14 protein-coding genes, 1 other RNA gene and 1 pseudogene are annotated in these 21730 nt (G+C 38.9%); 5 read left to right on the forward strand and 11 right to left on the reverse strand.

What is annotated here, in order from left to right:
• From D7V20_RS02535 to D7V20_RS02550, 4 genes and pseudogenes are all read right to left on the reverse strand, one after another.
• A pseudogene (locus D7V20_RS02535) lies at nucleotides 1–219 on the reverse strand (DsbA family protein); the annotation flags it as partial.
• A gap of 272 nt (nucleotides 220–491) precedes the next feature.
• Nucleotides 492–1292, reverse strand: coding sequence for a GNAT family N-acetyltransferase (locus D7V20_RS02540; RefSeq protein ID WP_407923917.1), 801 nt, complete (start codon nucleotides 1290–1292; stop codon nucleotides 492–494).
• Between the two features lie 106 nt (nucleotides 1293–1398).
• Nucleotides 1399–2721 (reverse strand): Xaa-Pro aminopeptidase, encoded by a 1323-nt coding sequence (gene pepP, locus D7V20_RS02545; protein ID WP_120382774.1) that lies wholly within the window; start codon nucleotides 2719–2721, stop codon nucleotides 1399–1401.
• Nucleotides 2722–2871: 150 nt separating this feature from the next.
• Nucleotides 2872–3504, reverse strand: a complete 633-nt coding sequence (locus D7V20_RS02550; protein WP_120382775.1) for a UPF0149 family protein — start codon at nucleotides 3502–3504, stop codon at nucleotides 2872–2874.
• A 65-nt stretch (nucleotides 3505–3569) separates the two neighbouring features.
• On the opposite strand from D7V20_RS02550, the gene D7V20_RS02555 reads away from it, so the two are divergent.
• The 3 genes from D7V20_RS02555 (at nucleotide 3570) to ssrS (ending at nucleotide 4690) form a co-directional block, all read left to right on the forward strand.
• The gene (locus tag D7V20_RS02555) at nucleotides 3570–4121 is read left to right on the forward strand and encodes a hypothetical protein (protein ID WP_120382776.1); all 552 of its coding nucleotides are present in this window, start codon (nucleotides 3570–3572) and stop codon (nucleotides 4119–4121) included.
• A 2-nt stretch (nucleotides 4122–4123) separates the two neighbouring features.
• Nucleotides 4124–4408 (forward strand): cell division protein ZapA, encoded by a 285-nt coding sequence (locus tag D7V20_RS02560; protein WP_120382777.1) that lies wholly within the window; start codon nucleotides 4124–4126, stop codon nucleotides 4406–4408.
• A gap of 100 nt (nucleotides 4409–4508) precedes the next feature.
• A non-coding RNA gene (ssrS, locus tag D7V20_RS02565) (6S RNA) lies at nucleotides 4509–4690 on the forward strand.
• Between the two features lie 212 nt (nucleotides 4691–4902).
• Here the strand turns inward: ssrS and D7V20_RS02570 are convergent.
• From D7V20_RS02570 to D7V20_RS02585, 4 genes are all read right to left on the reverse strand, one after another.
• Nucleotides 4903–5601: a GntR family transcriptional regulator gene (locus tag D7V20_RS02570; protein ID WP_120382778.1), complete on the reverse strand. Its 699-nt coding sequence runs from the start codon at nucleotides 5599–5601 to the stop codon at nucleotides 4903–4905.
• 3 nt (nucleotides 5602–5604) lie between these two features.
• A complete protein-coding gene (uca, locus tag D7V20_RS02575; protein ID WP_120382779.1) occupies nucleotides 5605–9204 on the reverse strand; it encodes an urea carboxylase in 3600 nt (1199 codons plus the stop codon).
• Between the two features lie 48 nt (nucleotides 9205–9252).
• A complete protein-coding gene (atzF, locus tag D7V20_RS02580) occupies nucleotides 9253–11076 on the reverse strand; it encodes an allophanate hydrolase (protein WP_120382780.1) in 1824 nt (607 codons plus the stop codon).
• A gap of 178 nt (nucleotides 11077–11254) precedes the next feature.
• Nucleotides 11255–12079: a hypothetical protein gene (locus D7V20_RS02585; RefSeq protein ID WP_120382781.1), complete on the reverse strand. Its 825-nt coding sequence runs from the start codon at nucleotides 12077–12079 to the stop codon at nucleotides 11255–11257.
• Nucleotides 12080–12386: 307 nt separating this feature from the next.
• On the opposite strand from D7V20_RS02585, the gene D7V20_RS02590 reads away from it, so the two are divergent.
• Together D7V20_RS02590 and D7V20_RS19815 are read left to right on the forward strand one after the other, a co-directional pair.
• Nucleotides 12387–13808, forward strand: a complete 1422-nt coding sequence (locus D7V20_RS02590; RefSeq protein ID WP_120382782.1) for an aminotransferase-like domain-containing protein — start codon at nucleotides 12387–12389, stop codon at nucleotides 13806–13808.
• A gap of 218 nt (nucleotides 13809–14026) precedes the next feature.
• Nucleotides 14027–14194 (forward strand): hypothetical protein, encoded by a 168-nt coding sequence (locus D7V20_RS19815; protein ID WP_171407739.1) that lies wholly within the window; start codon nucleotides 14027–14029, stop codon nucleotides 14192–14194.
• Nucleotides 14195–14252: 58 nt separating this feature from the next.
• Here D7V20_RS19815 and D7V20_RS02595 read toward each other — a convergent pair whose 3' ends face one another.
• The 3 genes from D7V20_RS02595 to nirB all read right to left on the reverse strand — a co-directional run bounded on the left by D7V20_RS02595 (nucleotide 14253) and on the right by nirB (nucleotide 21723).
• Nucleotides 14253–17057 carry a nitrate reductase gene (locus D7V20_RS02595; protein ID WP_120382783.1) on the reverse strand — a complete coding sequence of 935 codons (2805 nt, stop codon included), beginning with the start codon at nucleotides 17055–17057 and terminating at the stop codon, nucleotides 14253–14255.
• A 398-nt stretch (nucleotides 17058–17455) separates the two neighbouring features.
• Nucleotides 17456–19081: a nitrite reductase small subunit NirD gene (gene nirD / locus D7V20_RS02600; protein ID WP_120382784.1), complete on the reverse strand. Its 1626-nt coding sequence runs from the start codon at nucleotides 19079–19081 to the stop codon at nucleotides 17456–17458.
• A gap of 95 nt (nucleotides 19082–19176) precedes the next feature.
• A complete protein-coding gene (nirB, locus tag D7V20_RS02605; RefSeq protein ID WP_120382785.1) occupies nucleotides 19177–21723 on the reverse strand; it encodes a nitrite reductase large subunit NirB in 2547 nt (848 codons plus the stop codon).
• Nucleotides 21724–21730 lie beyond the last annotated feature (7 nt).

The raw sequence follows: 21730 nt of genomic DNA on the forward strand, positions 1-21730 counted from the left end.
AACAACACCTGTAAGTTGATGGATTTGCTCATCATAGTGAAGGATTTGGGTACGCATAGCTGCCGTTATTTGTGGCTGATGATCTTCACTATACAATCCACCAAAGTGCAAACGTTGTAAATCAGGGAATGCTGCTTCAACGGCATTAATTAAAGGTAATGCGCCATAACTCCAGCCGCAGATAGGATCTAGAACCCAATGTAACATTGGAGTAGCCATAACTTTTTCTCATGTAATATCAGGATCGAAATATGTGCAAAATCACATTTTTCTTTGGATCATATCTATACTAAATGACAAGCTTACTTTTTGTAAGTACTTACCGAATAGTAAGTATGAAATTCAAATACAATCAAATTAAAAAACATTCAAAAGTAATCGAGGCATGTCTTTTATTTACTATAAATTTTAATATGTTATACATTTATCATTTTAAAAATTAACACGTGATCACAAATTAAATATTTTATTATTTTTATACATATTCTTGTTTATTCATACGCGGGATAGCCTACATACGACTCCCCTACGCACTCAAAGCCCATTTGAAGGTAAAGTGCGACCGCAGCTTGGTTATCAATATCTACAATTAAGTGAGCGATACGCCCAGTGGAAACGATTCGTTCAACGGCAAACGCAACGACGCTCTCAGCAAAACCTTGCCGACGATACGCTGGAAATGTGTAAACTCCACCAATGCTGACCAGTCGATCTGTTTCTATTCCCATCCGAACAATAGACACAATCTGACCTTCTACTTCATATACAGCAACTTTTTGTTGTGCGATGAGTACGCCCCAGTCTGATGCCTCCTCGACTGAACGCTCTTCATTATATTGATGCTGATACTCTACAAGACGGGTGATATCTGACAAATTTGCCATACGCCCATTCGCTTGAGGAAAACGACGGGTACAGAGCATAATCCATTGATCGTACTCTCGTAGCATGTGTACCCGAGGCACTACAACGCTACGCAATACATCACGACCAACGGACGTGGTTACAATCCGACGTGGTTGGAAATTCATTATTGTTGAGCAAAGTAATTCAGCAAAACAAGAGGTTTCTGGTAGCCAAAAGCACGTGCCTTTTGCAAGTACCACAGCAACACCTAACAGTTCATCTGACCTGTTTGGATCATACAACCGCAAAAGACGCCATTCGGCATCTACGGCTTTGGTCTGTTCAAGAAAAGCCGTGATACCTATGCAATGATAAAACCGTGAATCAAGCCATTGCGAAATAAGCTGATACTCATTATGTGTCACTAAAACTTGCATAATGACCACCTTAATCTTTTCCTGTCTTATTACAGAACTGCTTAAACGACGGCCTTTTTAGAGAACAATTTAAAATAAATGAAATCAATTATTTCAACAATTTATACAAATACACTTAGCTTGACTGCGCCATTAAAGTTTCTATATCTTCAATCGATTTCACAACATTTTTGGTCAAAACCAATGGACCATTTTTTGTTGCAACCACATCATCTTCAATACGAATACCAATACCACGCCACTTCACATCAACAGATTCATCGTCAGGTGCGATATATAAGCCCGGCTCTACGGTAACCACCATGCCGGCTTCATAGACACGCCATTCACCATTTTCATCTTTATATGAACCGACATCATGTACATCCATACCTAACCAATGCCCTGTGCCATGCATATAAAACTGGCGATAACCTTCGGACTCTATGATTTGTTCAATATCACCTTGTAAAATGCCTAAATCCAATAAACCTTGAACTAAAATACGAACCGCAACGTTATGTGGTTCTTTATAGGAATGACCAAGTTGAATCGCATCAATTGCTGCAATTTGTGCATCCAGCACAACTTGATATAAGGCTTTCTGCTCAGGACTAAATTTTCCATTTACAGGAAATGTACGGGTAATGTCTGAGGCATAATATTCGTACTCGCATGCCGCATCGATTAGAACCAGATCACCCTCTTTTAACGATTTATTATTTTCTACATAATGCAAAATACAGGCATTTTTGCCGCCACCGACAATACTGTTATATGCAGGAACACAACCATTCTGACCAAAGATATAATTTAATTCAGCTTCTAAAGCATATTCCATCATTTCAGGGCGAACTTTCTGCATTGCACGGCTATGCGCTTCTGCACTGATGTTGGAAGCGATTTGCATCAATTCAATTTCTTTCGAAGATTTGAATACACGCATTTCATCTAAGATTTGATCAAGCTGTATCAACTTAGCGGGAACACCAAAGCCACGTCCAGTTTGATCTGCCTTTCTGATCCAAGTACTTACTTTTGCATCAAAATCGGCACGTTGTCCGATGCGATAAAATAATTTTTCTTTATTTAAAATTTTGGTAGTGATTTCTTCATCAAGCAAATCGATTGCATAAGCCTCATCTGCTTCATACTCATCTATTGCGCCATCAATACCTGCACGATAACCATTCCAAATTTCCATCTCACGATTACGTTCACGACAAAATAAACTATAGGTATAGTCTTGCCCTGTTTGATCTGTTTCAATCACTGCGACGGCTTCAGGTTCAGCAAATCCTGTTAAATAGAAGAAACTGCTGTCTGTACGAAATTTATAATCTGCATCACGATTCCGCATCACTTCAGGGCTGGTTGCAATAATAGCGATACTATTTGGACCCATTTGCTCAGCGAGGCGGTCACGGCGTTCCTGAAAATCTGCTTGGCTTAATTTCATTGTATATTCAGCTTATATTTCAAATCATTGAATCGGATTCATTATGCTCCTAACTTACAATTACAAAAGGACGAATGCAAATATCCTTTACAGAATATTTGCATCATTTTTGAAAAATTTTGGAAAGAAATTTGAAAATAATTTAACGCATTAACTTGGACGATGCGGAGTAAACATTTCAACCAAATGACTTGTATCAGAGCCATCCGTTGCTTGTTTGATCTTGCTATGCAAATTTTGCAGCAAAGAACTTTCAGCAACAGCAACTTTTTTGCGTCCCATAGACAATGAAACGGGAATTAAACGTACAAACTCGTACAGTTCGAGATAGCTTGCTTCACCCTCTTCATCGTCATCAGACTCATCAAATTCAACTGAAGCTACATCTTGTAAGCTTTCAATCAGCTCTTGCTCATCTGAACGAATATGCCCAGATGCTAAGCCAAAGCCCAAAACGACACCTTCGCACCAATCAGCTAAAGCTTGAACACGCTCAGACAATGTATGTTCATCATCTGGAAGCATCGGTAAATAATCTAAATCGTCTTCAGATAATGCATGTGCAATATCTTCAGCCTCTTCTGTGAGGATGGCAATTGCAGCATCGTCTAATTTTGGTACATCTAGCGTTGATAAAATTTGTAACCATTCATCACGAGATGGTGCTTCAGTAACACAAACTATACCTGTAAGTAAGCCATGTAACTCACTCGGGCTTGAAATTTCTTCAATCTCATCAAAATTTTGGTTCCAATCTGACCAACCTGAAATATCGTCTTGCATTCGCTTATCCAATCTCTATACTTCTGTATATATTACCTTTGATTGCAAATCTGTGCGACCTCGATATGTTAGAACAATTACAGCGTCTACAGACGCATATTGGTGTTTTAAAAACACGAATTGAAAATGCTGAGAAAGAAAATGCATCGCTGTTAAAAGAAAAAGATAACAGCGAAGAACAGGCTCATTCTCAAATTAGCCATAAAAACAGTATCATCACTCAAAAACAGGATGAAATTGAATCACTTACCGACCAATTAAGCCAATTACAAGGTCAGTTCAAACAACTGGATAGCGACTCAACAGCTTTGGCTGAACGTTATAGTCGTTTAGAAAAAAGTTGTACGGATCTAAAAAATCGCTTTCAAGAAATTTTAGCAGAGCGAAATGAATTACGTATTGCAAAAGAGAAAATGGCCAACGAGCAACGTCATCATTTACAAGATATTAAAAATCTTAAAGATGAGCGAGAGCGTTTAATTCAAAAAAATGAACAAGCCAAAGCCAAAGTTGAAGCGATTATTCAACGTCTTTCAATTTTAGGTACTGAACAAGATCATCATGCGCAAGAAATTCAGCAACTTGCTCATCCATCTGAGGCGAATGAGGAAGTTTAAATATGTCTGAACATGTAACGGTCGAGTTACGCCTAATTGAACAAGTTTTTCGCTTGGCGACAACCTCGGATAAAAAAGCAGATTTAGAAAAAGCAGGTCAGCTTTTGAATGATAAATTTCAAGAGTTTCGCCGCAAAGCACCGAATGTTGAGCATAATAAATTGGTGATCATGGTTGCTTTAGAGCTGATGCAAGAAGTATTAACCATGAATAAATCGTTACAAGAATATGCTCAATGTGAACGACTATTAGGTGACATTTTGGAAGATTTTGAAAAAGCGGGATAATCCGCTTTTTTTTCATGCGATCGAAGGCTTTTCTCTGAGTTTTTTACTGAATTTTGATCAAGGGCGATTTGCCTGAGCCATCTAATTATGTATACTAAATACAACTCTAGGGTGTTCGCCAGTAAGTCTATTCCCCTGCCGATACTTAAACTTATGGATGTGTTCTGTATATTTTGAGTGTATGCCCACCTTGAGTGGGAAACCCATTAAGTGTACGTCGCGTCCACCTTGAACTCATCGGGTTCAGGGTAACGACGATGCAGCGGCATCTCTGGAGTGTTTTATTTTTAATAAGAATAATGATTCAACACAATTTAAAACCTAGAATACTTTCATGTAAATTTCCCGTTAAATGTTTAATTCTTGGTTATTCAAAAAATCCTTATCGCTAAAAATATTCTACTGTAATACGATTCAGAGTTCATTTTTAATCTGAGAATGATGATTCATCTGACAATCTGAAAAGTGAAGTATTTTATTCGCAAAAAAGCCTTTCAACGAACCACACTATGTGAAGCAATCATTTCCAAAGTAATACGTTTGACTTCATCACGACTTTTTGAAATATGCTGTTCAATTTCTTTACATGCTGTTTCGCTATCTTTCCGAAAAATACACGCTAAAATTTGTTGATGCTCTGCATAGGTTGCCTCAATTCTGAAATCTTTCGAAAAGTCTAAACGACGAATAATTCTAATTTTTTCACTAATATCTTGGTGAATCTTAGCCATTTCAAGATTACCGAGTGCTTTGACCAAGTTACAGTGGAAAGCCTCATCCAATTGCGCCAATTGCTTTAAATCATACAAATACTGCTCAGGTTCAATACACCATTGTTGCTTCAATGAGGTCATAATTGAGGATTGTGCTAAATCTAAATGACATAATTGTTGAATGGCGTATTTTTCTAATAAAATTCGTACATCATAAAGCTCTTCATAGGCTTTAAAGTCCAGTGGGCGGACTTGCCACCCACTGCGAAAATGCACTTCAACATAACCATCTTGCTGTAAACGATATAAAGCCTGACGAATAGGTGTGCGACTCACTTGATAAGCTTGCGCAATTTCTGACTCTGTAAAACGCTCTCCCGGCATTAATTTAAAGTCAAAAATATCATTTTTAATATTTTGGAAAACCAGCTCAGATAAACTATCTGAGCCTTTTTTTGAGCTTGATGTAATTTTCGTCATTCATTATTCCATATAAACCAATGGTTCACCACGATAAACCGTCTGACCTGCACGACAAAGAATAGCTTTCACAATACCATCATCATCGGCATATACAGGCAGCTCCATTTTCATTGCTTCAATAATGGCAATTGTTTCGCCTTTTTTAACAATTTGACCTGTTTCAACAAAGATCTTCCAAATATTGCCTGTCATTGACGCATTTAATGGTGAATAGGCACTATAATCAGTATCGTCTGTAAGAACTTCAATTTCAACAGGTGCATCAAACTCATCTTTCCAACGTTCCACTTCTGTCGTAAAGGCTTGTTGCTGTTGCGCTTTAAATGTAGCAATACTGTCTTTTTCATTTTCCAAGAATTGTGAATAGGCAGCAAAATCAAACTCCGTTTCTTCGATTTTAATTTCAGCAATACCATTGGCAAAATCTGCTCGGAATTGATCTAATTCAGCCTCAGATACTGGATAATATTTGATTTGATCAAAGAATCTCAAGAACCATTGTTGGTCACCAAACTGTTTATTTTTCTTAAACTTATTCCAAATTGGTACAGTTCGACCAATAAGCTGATAACCACCAGGAGAGTCCATTCCATAAATGCACATATACATTCCGCCGATACCCACCGTACCCTCCGCAGTATATGTCCGTGCAGGATTGTATTTTGAACTGAGTAAACGATGACGAGGGTCAATCGGGACGGCACAAGGTGCAGTTAAATATACATCACCAAGCCCTAAAATAAGATAATGCGCATTGAAAATAATGTCTTTGACCTGTTCACGGTTTTCTAAACCATTAATTCTTTGAATAAAATCTACATTATTTGGTAACCATGGAGCTTTTGCACAAACACTTTCTTGGTAGCGCTCCACAGCACCTAATGTTGCAGAGTCTTCAAATGCCATAGGTAAATGGATAATACGTGAAGCGACTTTGATTTGACTTAAATCTCCCATGCGCGCTTCAAGTCCTAACAAGAATGTCAGCAAATCTTGTTGTGGAAATTTTAAACCATCATATTTAATTTGCAGCGAACGAACTCCAGGAGATAATTCTAAAATCGCTTCATTTTTGGCTTCTTCAATCATTTGTATCAAACGATGCACACGCAGGCGTAATGCAAGGTCTAAAATATTATCGCCATATTCAAGTAAAATATAACTATCTCCTGCCTGACGATAAATTGCTTTTGGTGAAAGTATGGTTGCTTCACGAACAGCCAAAATACTCTCATATTGGGTTTCTAGCATTTCAGGTATTGGCAAATTTGGTGCTGTAGCAAAATTTTCAATGCGATCAATTTGTTGTCTTTCTAAAAGATTTGCCTGCTCGACATCTAGTGGGTAGAAGCTAATGGTATCGTCCGCTTTTAATTGTCCGACTTTCCATAACTCGGCTTTGGCAATGGTCACTGGGCAAACAAAGCCACCTAAACTCGGGCCATCTTTGCCTAAAATCACGGGGAAATCCCCAGTAAAATTGATTGCGCCGATAGCATATTCACAATCATGCACATTAGAAGGATGTAAACCTGCTTCACCACCATTTTCACGTGCCCAACTCGGTGTTGGACCACTCAAACGCACACCTAAACGATTCGAATTAAAATGTACTGTCCATGTTGAAGCAAAGAATTCTTCAATATATTCAGGCTTAAAGAAATCTGGAGCACCATGTGGCCCGTATAGAACACCAACTTTCCAATGCTTGGTATATGTTGGTCTTAGCGCTTCAGCCAAAGCTCTTGGTTCTGCGGTTGCTAAAGGGAGATCATCTGTTGCTAGATCTACATTTACCATTTTAATCATGTCACCAGCACGTAAAATTCGTCCCGCATGCCCACCGAAATTACCCAATGCAAAAGTAGAGCGACTACCTAAATATTCAGGGACATTTAAGCCATTTCGAACTGCTAGGTAAGTCCGACAACCTGATTCAACTTGTCCTAATTTTAAAGTTTGTCCAGCTTGAATATAAATCGGTTTCCAAAAATCAACTGGTATTTCATCTACACTTGCCTGACAAGGTGCACCCGTCAGTGCCACAATTGTTTCTTTATGGAATTTTAATACAGGGCCTTGTAACGTAAATTCAAACCCTGCCGCAGCGTGATCATTCCCCACAATTTTATTGGCCAATTGAAAAGCATAATCATCCATTGGCCCTGATGGAGGTACGCCAATACTCCAGTAACCAACCCGCCCTGGATAGTCCTGAATTGAACTCTGTGTTCCTGCCTGAATGACTTCAATCACATTGGGGATATAATAAAAATCATCCAGCATATGTGTCCAAATCTGCATATTTGCAAAGCGTTCATCTGCAACAACACTCAAGGCATAGTCTAAATTGGTACTGATTCCACTTAAGCGTGTTTCTACAAGTGCCTGTTTTAATTTGACAATAGCAGCTTCACGGTTTTCAGCATGCACAATAATTTTTGCAATCATCGGGTCAAAATATTGTGAAACTTCAGTACCCGTAGAAACCCATGTATCAACCCGAATATCTTCAGGAAAGTAAACATCGGTCAATATGCCCGGACTGGGTTGGAAGTTTTTCGCAGGATCTTCTGCATAAATCCGAACCTCAATAGCTGCACCTTGTGGTTGAATATTGTTTAATTTTTCCCAGTCTAGCGCATCACCGGCAGCTACTTTGAGCATGCATTCAATAAGATCTAGACCTGTCACCATTTCAGTGACAGGATGCTCGACTTGTAAGCGTGTATTGACTTCTAAAAAATAAAATTCATCACGTGCCGCATCGTAGATAAACTCCACTGTTCCTGCACTGCGATATTTTACCGATTGCCCAAGTTCAACAGCAGCCTGATGCAATCTTTGTCGTGTTGAATCGGGTAAATGAGCAGCTGGAGTTTCTTCTACAACCTTTTGGTTACGGCGTTGTAATGAACAATCACGTTCGCCGAATGCAACCACTTGACCTTTGCCATCACCAAAAATTTGTACTTCGACATGCCGTGCTTTATCAACGAATCGCTCTAGAAATACGCCTGCATCTTTGAAGAATTGCTCACCTAAACGTTTTACACTTTCATAGGCTTCTTTTAAGGCTTCGGCATCATCACAACGAGTTAAACCAATACCACCACCACCCGCGGTACTTTTTAACATAATGGGATAACCAATATGATCGGCTGCTTGCAAAGCTTCGTCTAAACTATTGAGTAATCCAGTCCCCGGTGTCATGGGTACATTGGCGATTGCTGCCAATTCACGTGCACGATGTTTTAAACCAAACTCTAAAATTTGCTCCGCTGTAGGCCCCATAAATGCAATTTGATTCTGTTCACATGCACGTGAAAAGTCGGCACTTTCTGAAAGGAAGCCATAGCCCGGAAAAATAGCTTCTGCACCCGAATCTTTGGCCGCTTGAATTAACTTTTCAATACTTAAATAAGTTTCAGCAGGTTTCACACCATCTAAAGCGATTGCGATATCTGCATCTTGCACATGTTGTGCATAACGGTCACTTTCGGAATAAACAGCAACACTGGTGATTCCCAATTTTTTTAAAGTACGAATAGCACGAACAGCAATTTCACCACGATTGGCAATTAACACAGTTTTAAACATGGGTTTTCCCCTAAATTTATCATTCTTGGTTTATGAGGTAGCTAAAAATTAAGTATTCTTTTCAGTTGCCGTGTTATTCAGCGATTGGATATAGGCGCGCCAACCACCAAAGCTGCTGATATCTTGGGCATCATTTAAGCCATAAGGTTCGCAAATAAAACCTTTGACCCAACGACCATCTTCTAATTCAACATTGCCCATTCCTAAAGGAGTTGGGATTTCAGCGACAAATTCACCAAAGCGAGCTTTGGGAACATCCCACAATTCCACAATGATTTTTTGTCCAGAAGCATCATCTTTACGTGCCAACCCGGGTTTAGGCGGAACTGTCCCATTCAGTGCATACAATGCATATTTTTCTGCGGTTAGCGTCGTTTCAATATGCACAGCATTACGTGTGGTCAATTGAAAGTTGAGTGGCATAGCGGTGAGATGTGCCCCAACGACAGCGACACGAATATGCTGCGCCGACACGCTTTGAGCTGAATTTTTTACTTGCATAACCTGTTGCAATGCACCCAAAGGCAGCTCAAGTTGTTGTTGCCATGTTTTACCAAAATGCGCCAAAGCAGCATCATGCCAAGCAGGGGCAATTAAGGTGATACCAAAAGGTAAGCCATCTGCTCTAAAGCCTGCAGGAACAGCTAAAGCACTTAAATCAGCTAGGTTAGTAAAGTTGGTATATGTTCCAAAGTGTGAATTATTTTCAATCGGCGCTTCTGCCATTTCCGCCAATGTATGAATCGTTGGCAAAGATGGAACAATTAAGGCATCAAATGTAGATAATTGTTTTTGAATCTGCCGTGCCAAATCTTGCTTTAAATACTCAGCTTGATAAGCATCTACAGCCGAATATTCAAAACCTTTTTGAATGATTGTAGAAACCGTGGGATCAAAAGCATCAGGATGTGTGGCTAATAAATTTCCAACAGCAGACGTTCGCTCTGCAACCCATGCCCCTTGATAGAGCTGTTCAGCTAGCACATAAAAAGCGGAGAAATCAATTTGGGTAATTTTGGCATTCATTAATTCAAGCTGAGTTAATGCTTGCTTAAATGCGGCTTCAGACTGCTGATCACCAAAGAACTCAAGCTGAGCTGGAATCGCAAAATAAAGCTGTTTTGAAAATTGAGCCGGTGCAGTACATGGATTTTCACGTGAATAACTGTCGTGTTCATCGTACTGTTCAAGAATATTCGCAGTAAATTCAGCATCATTTACAGTCAGTGCAAATATTGAAATACAGTCCAAACTTTTACAGGCGGGTAGTAAACCTGTATTGGAAAAACGTCCTTTGGTTGGTTTTAATCCGACAATATTATTAAATGCAGCAGGCACACGCCCAGAACCAGCGGTGTCTGTGCCTAATGAAATTGGCACTAAGCCACGTGCAACCACACTTGCAGAACCTGAACTAGAACCACCACTCACATAATCAGGATTAAAGGTATTCGGTACTGCACCATAGGGAGAACGTGTGCCCACTAGACCTGTCGCAAATTGATCTAAATTGGTTTTACCAACAATAATTGCACCCGCAGCTTTCAACAATTGAATGACAAATGCATCCTGTTGCTTCACTTCGGTGAGTATTTTACATGCCGCTGTCGTTGCAAAACCTGCAACATCAATATTGTCTTTAACCGCAACAGGTACACCAAACAAAGGCAGATCAATTCCCTGCTCATACTTTTGTTGTAAAGATTGAATCTGTTGATCGAGTATTTCATCCGTTGCAATTGATATCCATGCAGGATCAGTTGCATCAAAACTTTGAACGAGTGTGTAAAGGTTTTCTAACGTTATTTTTTGGTTTTGGTATGCATTTTTCCAATCTAAAATGCACCATCCAGATGTGTTAATTTTTTGCATTACTGTATCCAATCTTGTATCCAAGTTTAGATTTAATAATGCAGAAGTTATGCCAACCTCTCTAAACCACTCTAAATAAAGGAGTTACACAGAGGTCATAACGTTTATTTGGCTCACCTCGAACAGATAAATGAACCATTTTGAATCATGCTATTTAAATGCATGCAACAAAATGATCTCAAATCAATGCCGCTTTTTCATGCTGTAAGCACGTTTGCATATACTCAGAATATACCGACAGTTTTTCAACTATATGTTCTGAATAAAACATATCTTCAATTAAATGTTGAGCTTGATCAAAACGATACTGATCACAATGTTGTAAAAGTTGCGCATTGATGTGTGAGAATTGATGACATAGATCGCTATAAAACTCATGTTTATTTTTAAATAACAATTGGTTCATATTGATCAATGCACTATCTGGGATATTTTGTTCTGCATAGCTGCGAATTTGAATAATTCTCACATTAAAAAAGGATTCAATGTCCAAAACTTTGTTCAGATCTAAGTTTAAATCTGTAATCAGAAAAATAGTTGAGACATCTGCACGACACAATGCCTTGATCAAATTTGAATAAATAAAATCTGCATCACTCATCTCTAACTTTTGAATATCCAAGAAAATATTTAACGCATCTAAGACTTTACTCGGGTTTGATGCTTTCTTGTGTTCTGATGAATGCTTCTGATCAGCTTGATAATATTGATTTAGGATATTGAGTACAGTTGGTGATGAAGGTGTTGTATAAACAACTGTTTTATTTAAATTTGACAAAATAAAAGGCGCAAATAAATAAGCCAAACTCGCCTGTTGCGGTAATATTTTATTTTGAATAATCGAGTATGATTTTATTGTAGAAAACTCTCTCAAAACCTTGGCTCTTAGTAAGGTCGCTTCTAAATTTAAATAATACAATTGCAGAGCATTCTGTGCCTTTTCGGATAATGCATTGCCCTCAACAAACGCTGTAACTGGCTTCAATTGCGCGGTAACAAACATTATTTTCACCCTGACGAATAGAAATTTACATAGAACAAAGACATTGATGATTGTCGAATTTTCTTCAATAAAAAATGCATTAGGCTCAAGTTATGGGTCTTATTTTGACGTGTTGGAGAATGAAGATATAGCAACAAAAAGACAAAAAATATATATAACAGATTTATTGCAACACTACGGATCTGTTATATTTTCATTGTGAATCTTCAAGCTTTTGTTGAATGAATAAAACTTGATTTAGATTTGTACTGCAATTTTATTTAAGCATCTGTACTGAATTTTAATTTAAGTTTTCGGGTAACTTTTTATGTATAAATCTGAACAACTTGCACAACATTTAAAACAACTGATTGAAAATAAAACCTGGAAGGCACATGAAAAACTACCTTCTTTAAGGCAGCAAGTCGAACGATCTGGTTTTAGTTTGATCACAGTGATGAATGCGTATCAGGAACTTGAAGCGCAAGGCTTAATTTATTCAAAAGAAAAATCAGGTTATTTTGTTGCAGAAAATCAACATGATTCAGCGGAAAAGCATGTCGCTATCAACCATAAAATTGAAATAAACTCGATTGTATTCAAATATCTAAAATCAATTCAATCTGAACAAATTATCCCTTTGGGTTCTGCTTTCCCGAATAGCCAATTGCTCTATTCTGCCAAACTGATTCAAACACTTGGGCAACTTGCAAAACAAAGACGCAGTTATGAGCAAACGCCCAGTTTGCCACCTGGCAACTATGAGTTAAGAAAAATCATTGCGCAACGCTATGCCATGCAAGGCATTCCGACTGATCCTTCAGATATTGTGATTACCTCGGGCGGCTTAGATGCACTCAATTTGTCACTTCAAGCCATGACGCAATCGGGGGATTATATTTTATTGCAACAAACGTTATTTTACGGCGCTTGGCAAGCCGCAGAACGCTTGGGTTTAAAGGTGATTACCATCCCAGAACATCCTGTTGATGGAATTGATTTAGAAGCTTTTGAGCAAGCGATTTTGAACTATCCAATCAAAGTCTGTTTGATGATGTTAAACAGTCAAAATCCGATTGGATTCACCGTAAGTGACGAGATTAAATTAAGATTGGCGAAAATTTTACATCGACATCAGATTCACCTCATTGAAGATGATGTTTATGAAGAACTTTATTATGGAAATAAAAAACCCTTATCGATGAAGTACTTTGATCAACAAAATCTGATCTTACATTGTTCTTCATTTTCTAAAACCTTAGGCGCTGGTTTTCGGGTGGGTTGGGTCTATGCAGGAAAATATTCAGAAAATATTCAACATATTCAGCTGATGAGTACACTCTCAGTCAATTCATTTATTCAAAATGCTTTGGTTGAATATTTATCGCATCGTCATTATGAAAAACACCTGAAAACACTTCGTTCAACCTTACAAAGACTGAAAAAACAATATTTTAATTATTTGAATACCCACTTACCTACACAGTGTACAGTTGACTATTATCCTTCAGGTTATTTTTTATGGATTGAACTTCCTGAGTACTTAGACAGCACCTTGATTTATCAACGGTTACTTGAAAAAAAGATCAGTGTTGCACCCAATATTTTATTCAATGCAACCATGCAAAATAAAAATCATATTCGTATCAATTGTTCGTTTGAAATCAATACTCGAATTCAAACTGCACTAGAACACCTTATTGAGGATTTACAGCAACAAATTGACTTACATCTTGAGCAGCACGAATAATCCATCTCACTGAAAAGTCAATAAAATAGCGGTAGATCAATAGCCAGTTAAGTTTCAAAAACTGCTATTGATTAACTTTAAAATAGAAACATTTTTTTATAACAGATAAAGTTTTTCCCAACTCATCTGTTATATTTTTTTTCTTTAGTTTTGTATCTACCGAACAATCACGCTAGGTTACATAATTTGTTCAAGATAAGCATTCAGAGAATGATGTAATGAATAACGATCAAGACCCGAAAAAACCGCAAAAATATGCCGATAGCTCAATCTCAGACAAAGATTTTAAACGCATGATTATTTGGTTTTCTATCTTCTGCGGTTTATTTATGATTGGCGTGATTGTATCAATTGGCGCAGATTCCGCAAAAATTATTGGTTCATAACAGATTTACAGCAAGTAAGCATCATGCTTACTTGCTGAATCAATTTTATTTTCAAGAATTAACCTACCTCAGTTTGACAGGCCTTAATTAATCCACGAATTTCAGGTAAACATGAACCACAGTTACCGCCTGCTTTTAGACAAGCAGTCACTTGTTTTTCATCAGAAATATTCTTTTCTTTAATGGTTTGAATAATTCTGTTTTTACCGACCTTAAAGCAACTACACACCAAAGGCCCTTCACTGTTCCCCATCGACATCGCTTGACCCGCCAATAAAGCCTTACGATGCATTGCACTTAAACGCTCACGCTTAAAGAGACTTGCAACCCAATCACGATCTGGCAATAACGCTTTTGGTGCAATGTATAAACTGGCAATCAAATGTCCATCTTGTAACACCACGCTATGACTCATATGTGCAGTCTGATCTTCAAGATTGAGCCATTCAAAACTTTCATCTTCAAAAGGCAATAACGCTTTTAAGTTTTGCATGGTTTCAGTAAAACGACGACGATCTGCTAACTCATAACGCACTGCTTTCGCTGTTTGGATTTTTGTCCACCATACGGTGTTTTCAATGGTGCTTTTGACAATATTTTCAAAACCTTTGCGCACATAAAACACACCCTGCCATTGTGTATAAAAGGGTTGAATCATCACAGGTGTATGTTTAAATTCGGGTTCTCCAGAAATGGCATCTACAACAGGATTCACCACTTTGCCTATACGTGCATCTGAAGCAAATTGATCATTCCAGTGAATCGGAGCAAATATTTGTCCACGGCGAATATTATCACTCAACACTGCACGCAATATACAGTTTCCCCAAGCCGATTTAATCTCGACCAACTCACCTTCTTTCAAGCCATATTTCAATGCATCATTCGGATGAATTTCGCAAAAAGGTTCAGCTTTATGCGTACTTAAATTGGCTGACAATCCAGTCCGCGTCATGGTATGCCATTGATCACGAATCCGCCCAGTATTTAGAATTAAAGGATATTCACGATCAATTTGGTTTACAGGGTCAATGGCTTTGGTTGCTATAAACTTTGCCTTTCGATCTGCGTAACTAAATTGCCCGTTTGAAAACAACTGTGCAACTTCACCCTCTTTTTGATTGGGATTTAAAATTGGCCATTGTGTAGGTTCGAGTTGATTATATTCATTTATGGATAAATCGGTTAAACCTTGTAAATTAAAATAACGGAAAACGGCTGTTTCTGAAGATTGAGAAATTTCTGCATTTCGGTAAGCAGAAAGTTGAGCATGTTCTTTGAAAATATCATGGCTATTTTCAAAGTCAAAACCACTAAAACCTAATTTCTTAGCCACTTGTGATACAGACCACCAGTCTGCTTTGGCTTGCTCTGGACTGTCTAAAAAGGCACGTTGTCTTGAAATACGGCGCTCAGAGTTCGTAACCGTACCGTCTTTTTCACCCCAGCCTAGTGCAGGTAGTAATACATCAGCATATTGCGTGGTATCCGTGTCTTTACAGATATCAGAAACAACCACAAACTCACATTTGTCCAAAGCACGCTTAACTTGATCTGCATTGGGTAAACTCACCACAGGATTGGTTGCCATAATCCATATGGCTTTAATTTTGCCACTTTCAACCGCTTCAAAAAGGTCTACTGCTTTTAAACCGACTTGATTTGCAATGGTTGGACTTTGCCAAAATTGTTGAACCAACTGTTGATGTTGTTGATTGCCTAGATCCATATGTGCTGCAAGCATATTGGCAAGTCCACCCACTTCTCGTCCCCCCATGGCATTGGGTTGACCTGTCATTGAGAATGGTGCGGCACCTAAATGACCAATTTTTCCAGTCAAAAGATGACAATTGATAATGCTATTGGCTTTATCTACACCACGAGAAGATTGATTGACACCCATTGAAAACAGTGTCATCACTTTTTTAGTTTGTGCAAATTTCTCAAAAAATAACTGTAATTTTTCCAGCGAGATGCCAGTTTGAGCTGCAACCTCAGCAATATCCGCTTCCGATTGAGCAGCGTCGAGAGCAATCTTTAAATCTTGAGTATGCGCCTCTACAAACGCAGCATCGACATAATCATTTTGATGTAAATACTGCAATAGGCCATTGAATAACCGAACATCTTGACCAATCAAAATCGGGAGATGTAAATCAGCAGCTTCACAAGTTGCAGTAAAACGTGGATCAATCACCACCACGAATAAATCCCGCTTTTCTTTTGCTTGCATAATGCGTTGGTACAACACAGGATGGCACCAAGCTGTATTTGAGCCCACTAAAACCACCATTTCAGTATGTTCAAAGTCTTGGTAACTTGCAGGAACTAAATCCTCACCAAAAGCACGTTTATGTGCCGCCACTGCTGACGACATGCATAGCCTTGAATTGGTATCAATATTGGCTGTACCTAGGTAGCCTTTTACGAATTTATTGACGACATAATAATCTTCAGTGAGTAGTTGCCCTGATACGTAGAATGCAATACTGTCTCGACCATATTGATCTATAAAATGCTGAAATTTATTGGCAATTAAATCAGTCGCTGTATCCCAATCAGTTTGTGTCCTATGCGTGGTTAAGGCCTTTGTTTCTGAATGCGCTTTACGCCCTAACATAGGGTGCAAAACACGTGTTTCCAAACCAATTGTATCGGCTAAATTACTACCTTTAATGCAAAGCTTTCCATAATTTGATGGATGATTAACATCTCCAACCACAGATACTTTTTGCCCTGAAGCAGTTTCCTGAACTGTAGCAGTGACACCACACCCCACACCACAGTATGGGCATGTGGTTTGTGTCGTTTTAATCATTTGTTCGGTGGAGCTATGCAGTTCCATTACAGGGATACTATTCATTTCTGCTTCGCTCCTTATTCAACGCTTAATGGAAGTTCCCTCTTCTTTTAAAAGGAGAAGGTTAGGGAGAGGATTATTTTGCAAATTTATCCTCATCCTAACCGTTTCCCTGAACCATATATGGCGCAAGAGAAGGGACTTTCGATATAAATTTTATGACCAATGACTATTTTGACTTTTACAAAATTTCTAGTTAATCCTTCCTCATCCCTTCTTTTAAGAGCTTAAAGAATGATAAGTCTGTAAAAACCCCCTCCTTTCTGGAGGAGGTAGGGGAGGTTTTATATTAAAAATCCCCCTCATCCTAACCTTCTCCCTAAGGGAGAAGGGACTTCAATACCTAGATTGTTTAGGGTTAGAACATTCCACTCTTTTAAAAAGGAATTAGGGAGACAACTTCACCCAGCTTTCTTTAATGCAAAATCTTTACCAAATAACAACTTATTGCGAATCGAAGAAATCGACATTTGATCTGAAATGAGTTCTGCATACCATGCCCCATCCTCAGTATCACCAAACAACACTGCACCAACCACTTTATCTTTTTGAATAATAATGCGTTTATAAATCTGACGTTTTTCATCATTTAAAATAATGTCTTCAAAATCTTCTTTAGCTTCACTATTTTCCAAATCAATACGGCCTGCTGAGAACACATCACAACCACTGACTTTTAACTGTGTCGGAACAGTCGGTGCTTTAAAAGTTAAACTACCATGCTCAGCCAAATGCGATGCGCAAATGAATGCTTGCCCCCATAATGGCTCAACTAGACCAAAAGTCTGATTACGATGTTCAATGCATTCACCAACTGCATAAATACTTGGGTCATAAGTTTGCATGGTGTCATTCACCAATACACCGCGGTTACAACGTAAGCCTGCACTTTGCGCTAAAGCCATATTTGGACGAATACCCACAGCAAAAACCACTAAGTCTGCATCTAAAATGGTGCCATCTTTGAGTCTCACTTGAGTCACATGACCATTCACTCCAATCAGTTCCTCTGTATTGGCATCAGTGATAATGGAAATCCCTTTTTGCTCAATACTATGACGTAACATTTGACTGGCTTTACCATCCAACTGGCGTTCCATAATACGATCCATCAGATGTAAAACGGTCACATTCATGCCACGTTGCTTTAAACCATAGGCGGCTTCTAAACCCAATAATCCACCACCAATCACCACTGCATTTTTTTTGGATTTCGAATAATCCAGCATGGTGTTGACATCATAAATATCACGGAAACTGAGTACACCTTCTAAATCTGAACCTTTGACAGGGGGAATAAACGGTTTCGAACCTGTTGCTAAAATCAGGCGGTCATAATCAACCATTAAACCGTTTTCGGTATAAACTTGCTTACGCGGACGGTCGATACGCACCGCGGGATCGCCTGCGATAAAGCGAATATTTTTATCGCTATACCATGCATGTGGATGCAACATAATGTCATCAATGGTTTTATCTCCCGATAATACAGGTGACAACATGATACGGTTATAGTTACCCCATGGTTCTTCACCAATCACGGTAATTTCATAACGCTCAGGTGCCATATCTAACAAATCTTCCAAACAACGCATGCCTGCTAGACCATTTCCAATCAGAACTAACTTCATTTTTTCTTGAGAAGTTCCATTATTGGTAATGTAGGTTTTTTGCGGTGTTGGGCTAATGAGCACGCGCCCATTTTCAATTTTACTCGGAAAAACAAGCAGTTTTTGGTCTTTATCTTCCAAACAACGGCCTGTTGCCAAACTGAAATGCTGTTTATAAATTGGAGAAGCGACAACACGTTCACCTTGTAAATCTCCAATAATGCCACGTGACATCACAAAGGCTTTGCTGAATGGGTCTTGGTTGCTTAAAGCATAAACACGCTTTTCGCTGCCTACCCTAAAAATTGCAATTTGTTGACCATCTAACAATGCACCGACACCCGTATTCGGCGTAATATCATCCAATGCACAAATATCTAACCAATCTAGTTCATTCATATCTTTTAAAATTGTCATCATTTCTATCCTTCTGGCTTTTTTCATCTTTTTCCCTTATTTGTATTTCCCTCAGCGGAAAAAGAGTGGGTAGATGAAAAACATACCTGAGTGTATTAAGCTTCAACCACAGGAATACGGCTACGATCTCGTTCTGCTTCCGTTTTCGGGCGAATCTGACCACGAACTTCAGCAAATTGAATATGCGGATCTTGTTGTTGTTCTGCTTTCGCATTGATAAAAGTCACAAAGCGTTTACGCACTTCTGGATCTTCAACTGCTGTACGCCATTCATCTTGATAGGTACCCACCACATGACTCATACGACGTTCAAGTTCTGCTGCCACGCCAAGCGAATCATGGACTACAACATCTTTAAGGTAGTCCAACCCACCTTCCATATTGTCACGCCATACCGAGGTACGTTGTAAACGATCTGCTGTTTGGATATAGAACATAAAGAAACGATCGATGTACTTAATTAAAGTTTGCGTATCTAAGTCGGAAGCCAATAATTCTGCATGACGTGGTTTCATCCCGCCATTACCACAGACATATAAATTCCAACCCTTTTCAGTCGCAATCACACCGACATCCTTACTTTGCGCTTCGGCACATTCACGCGTACAACCTGAAACCGCCATTTTTAATTTGTGCGGTGAACGTAAGCCTTTGTAGCGATTTTCAAGAAAAATAGCCAAACCAACAGAATCGTCTACACCATAACGACACCATGTACTGCCTACACAAGATTTCACAGTACGCAATGATTTACCGTAAGCGTGACCAGACTCGAAACCAGCAGCGATGAGTTTTTCCCAAATTTCAGGGAGTTGATGAATTTGTGCGCCAAACATGTCGACACGTTGTCCACCTGTTAATTTGGTATACAAACCATACTCTTTGGCAATTTGCCCCACAGCGATTAAGCCATCGGGAGTGACTTCACCACCTGCCATACGTGGTACGACAGAATAAGACCCATCTTTTTGAATGTTGCCAAGGTAGTAATCATTGCTATCTTGAAGCCCTGCATGACTTGGTTTTAAAACAAAATCGTTCCAGCAAGAAGCAAGAATATTCGCTGCAGTAGGCTTACAAATATCACAACCCAAACCATGACCATGTTGTTGAATCAGGTCATCAAACGTTTTGATTTCATTGATACGTACCAAGTGATACAACTCTTGGCGTGAGTAAGCGAAATGCTCACAGATATGGTTATTAACCGTGACACCTTGGCGTTGTAATTCAGATTTTAAAACTTGAGTCACTAACGGTGCGCATCCACCACACGCTGTCGCTGCTTTGGTACATTTTTTCAAAGCACCGAGTGAGGTTGAACCATCAGCAATTGCACTACAAATATCGGCTTTAGAGACGTTGTTACATGAACAAATGGTTGCGCTATCGGGTAGTAAATCTACCCCGCTTCCACCTGATTTACTTGATGATTGTGCATAACCTGGCATGATTAGACTTTCAGGATTTTCTGGAATCTCCAATCCATTCAGCATCATTTGTAATAAATCGTTATATTCTTTAGCACAACCGACCAGTACCGCACCTAATAACTTATTTTTTTCAGCATTGACGACAATCTTTTTATAGATCATTGCATCTTCATCTGCATAAAAATAGCTCAGTGAATTTGCTGTCATCGCATGCGCATCACCCACAGATGCAACATCGACACCCATCAGTTTCAATTTGGTGCTCATATCTGCACCAGCAAACTCATTACAGCTTTGCTCCATCACGTGTTTTGCTGCAATACGTGCCATATCATAGCCCGGTGCAACTAAACCGTAGATTTTGTTATTCCATAATGCACATTCACCAATCGCATATATATCTGCATCAGAGGTTTGGCAATAATCATTGATGACAATCCCGCCACGTTCACCAATGGCTAATCCGCTTTGACGTGCCAATTCATCACGTGGACGAATCCCCGCTGAGAACAAAACAATATCTGTTTCAAGTTCAGAACCATCACCAAACTTCATCACATGCGTAGCATTTACACCCTCTTCAATGGATGATGTTGCCTTTTGCGTATGAACTTTTACTCCGAGATTCTCAATTTTTGAACGTAAAACTTTACCGCCTAAATCATCAATTTGAACCGCCATTAAACGTGGTGCAAACTCGACCACATGGGTTTCTAAGTCCAAATCACGTAATGCTTTGGCTGCTTCTAAACCCAATAGCCCGCCACCTATCACCACACCTGTTTTTGCTGTAAGACTGGCTGCACGAATTGCATCCAAATCTTCAATGGTACGGTAAACAAAACAGTTTTGACGATCATTACCCGGAATTGGAGGAACAAAAGCATATGAACCTGTAGCAAGAACCAGTTTGTCATAACTGATCACCTCGCCATGATTGGTGGTGATGAGTTTATTGGCAGTATCAATCGTTGTTGCTTGAGTACCTAAACGAAGATCTATTCCATAAGCATCTGCAAAATCTGCGCGGCAAAGAGTCAAATCTTTTGCTGATTTACCTGTAAAATACTCTGTTAAATGTACGCGGTCATACGCTAAACGAGGTTCTTCCGCCAAGATGGTGATTTCAACTTCATCACCTGCATTTTCTAACACAGATTCAATGAATTTGTGTCCAACCATGCCATGACCAATCATCACTAATTTCATATCAATT

The sequence above is a fragment of the Acinetobacter rongchengensis genome (genome assembly GCF_003611475.1).
GTDB lineage: Bacteria > Pseudomonadota > Gammaproteobacteria > Pseudomonadales > Moraxellaceae > Acinetobacter > Acinetobacter rongchengensis.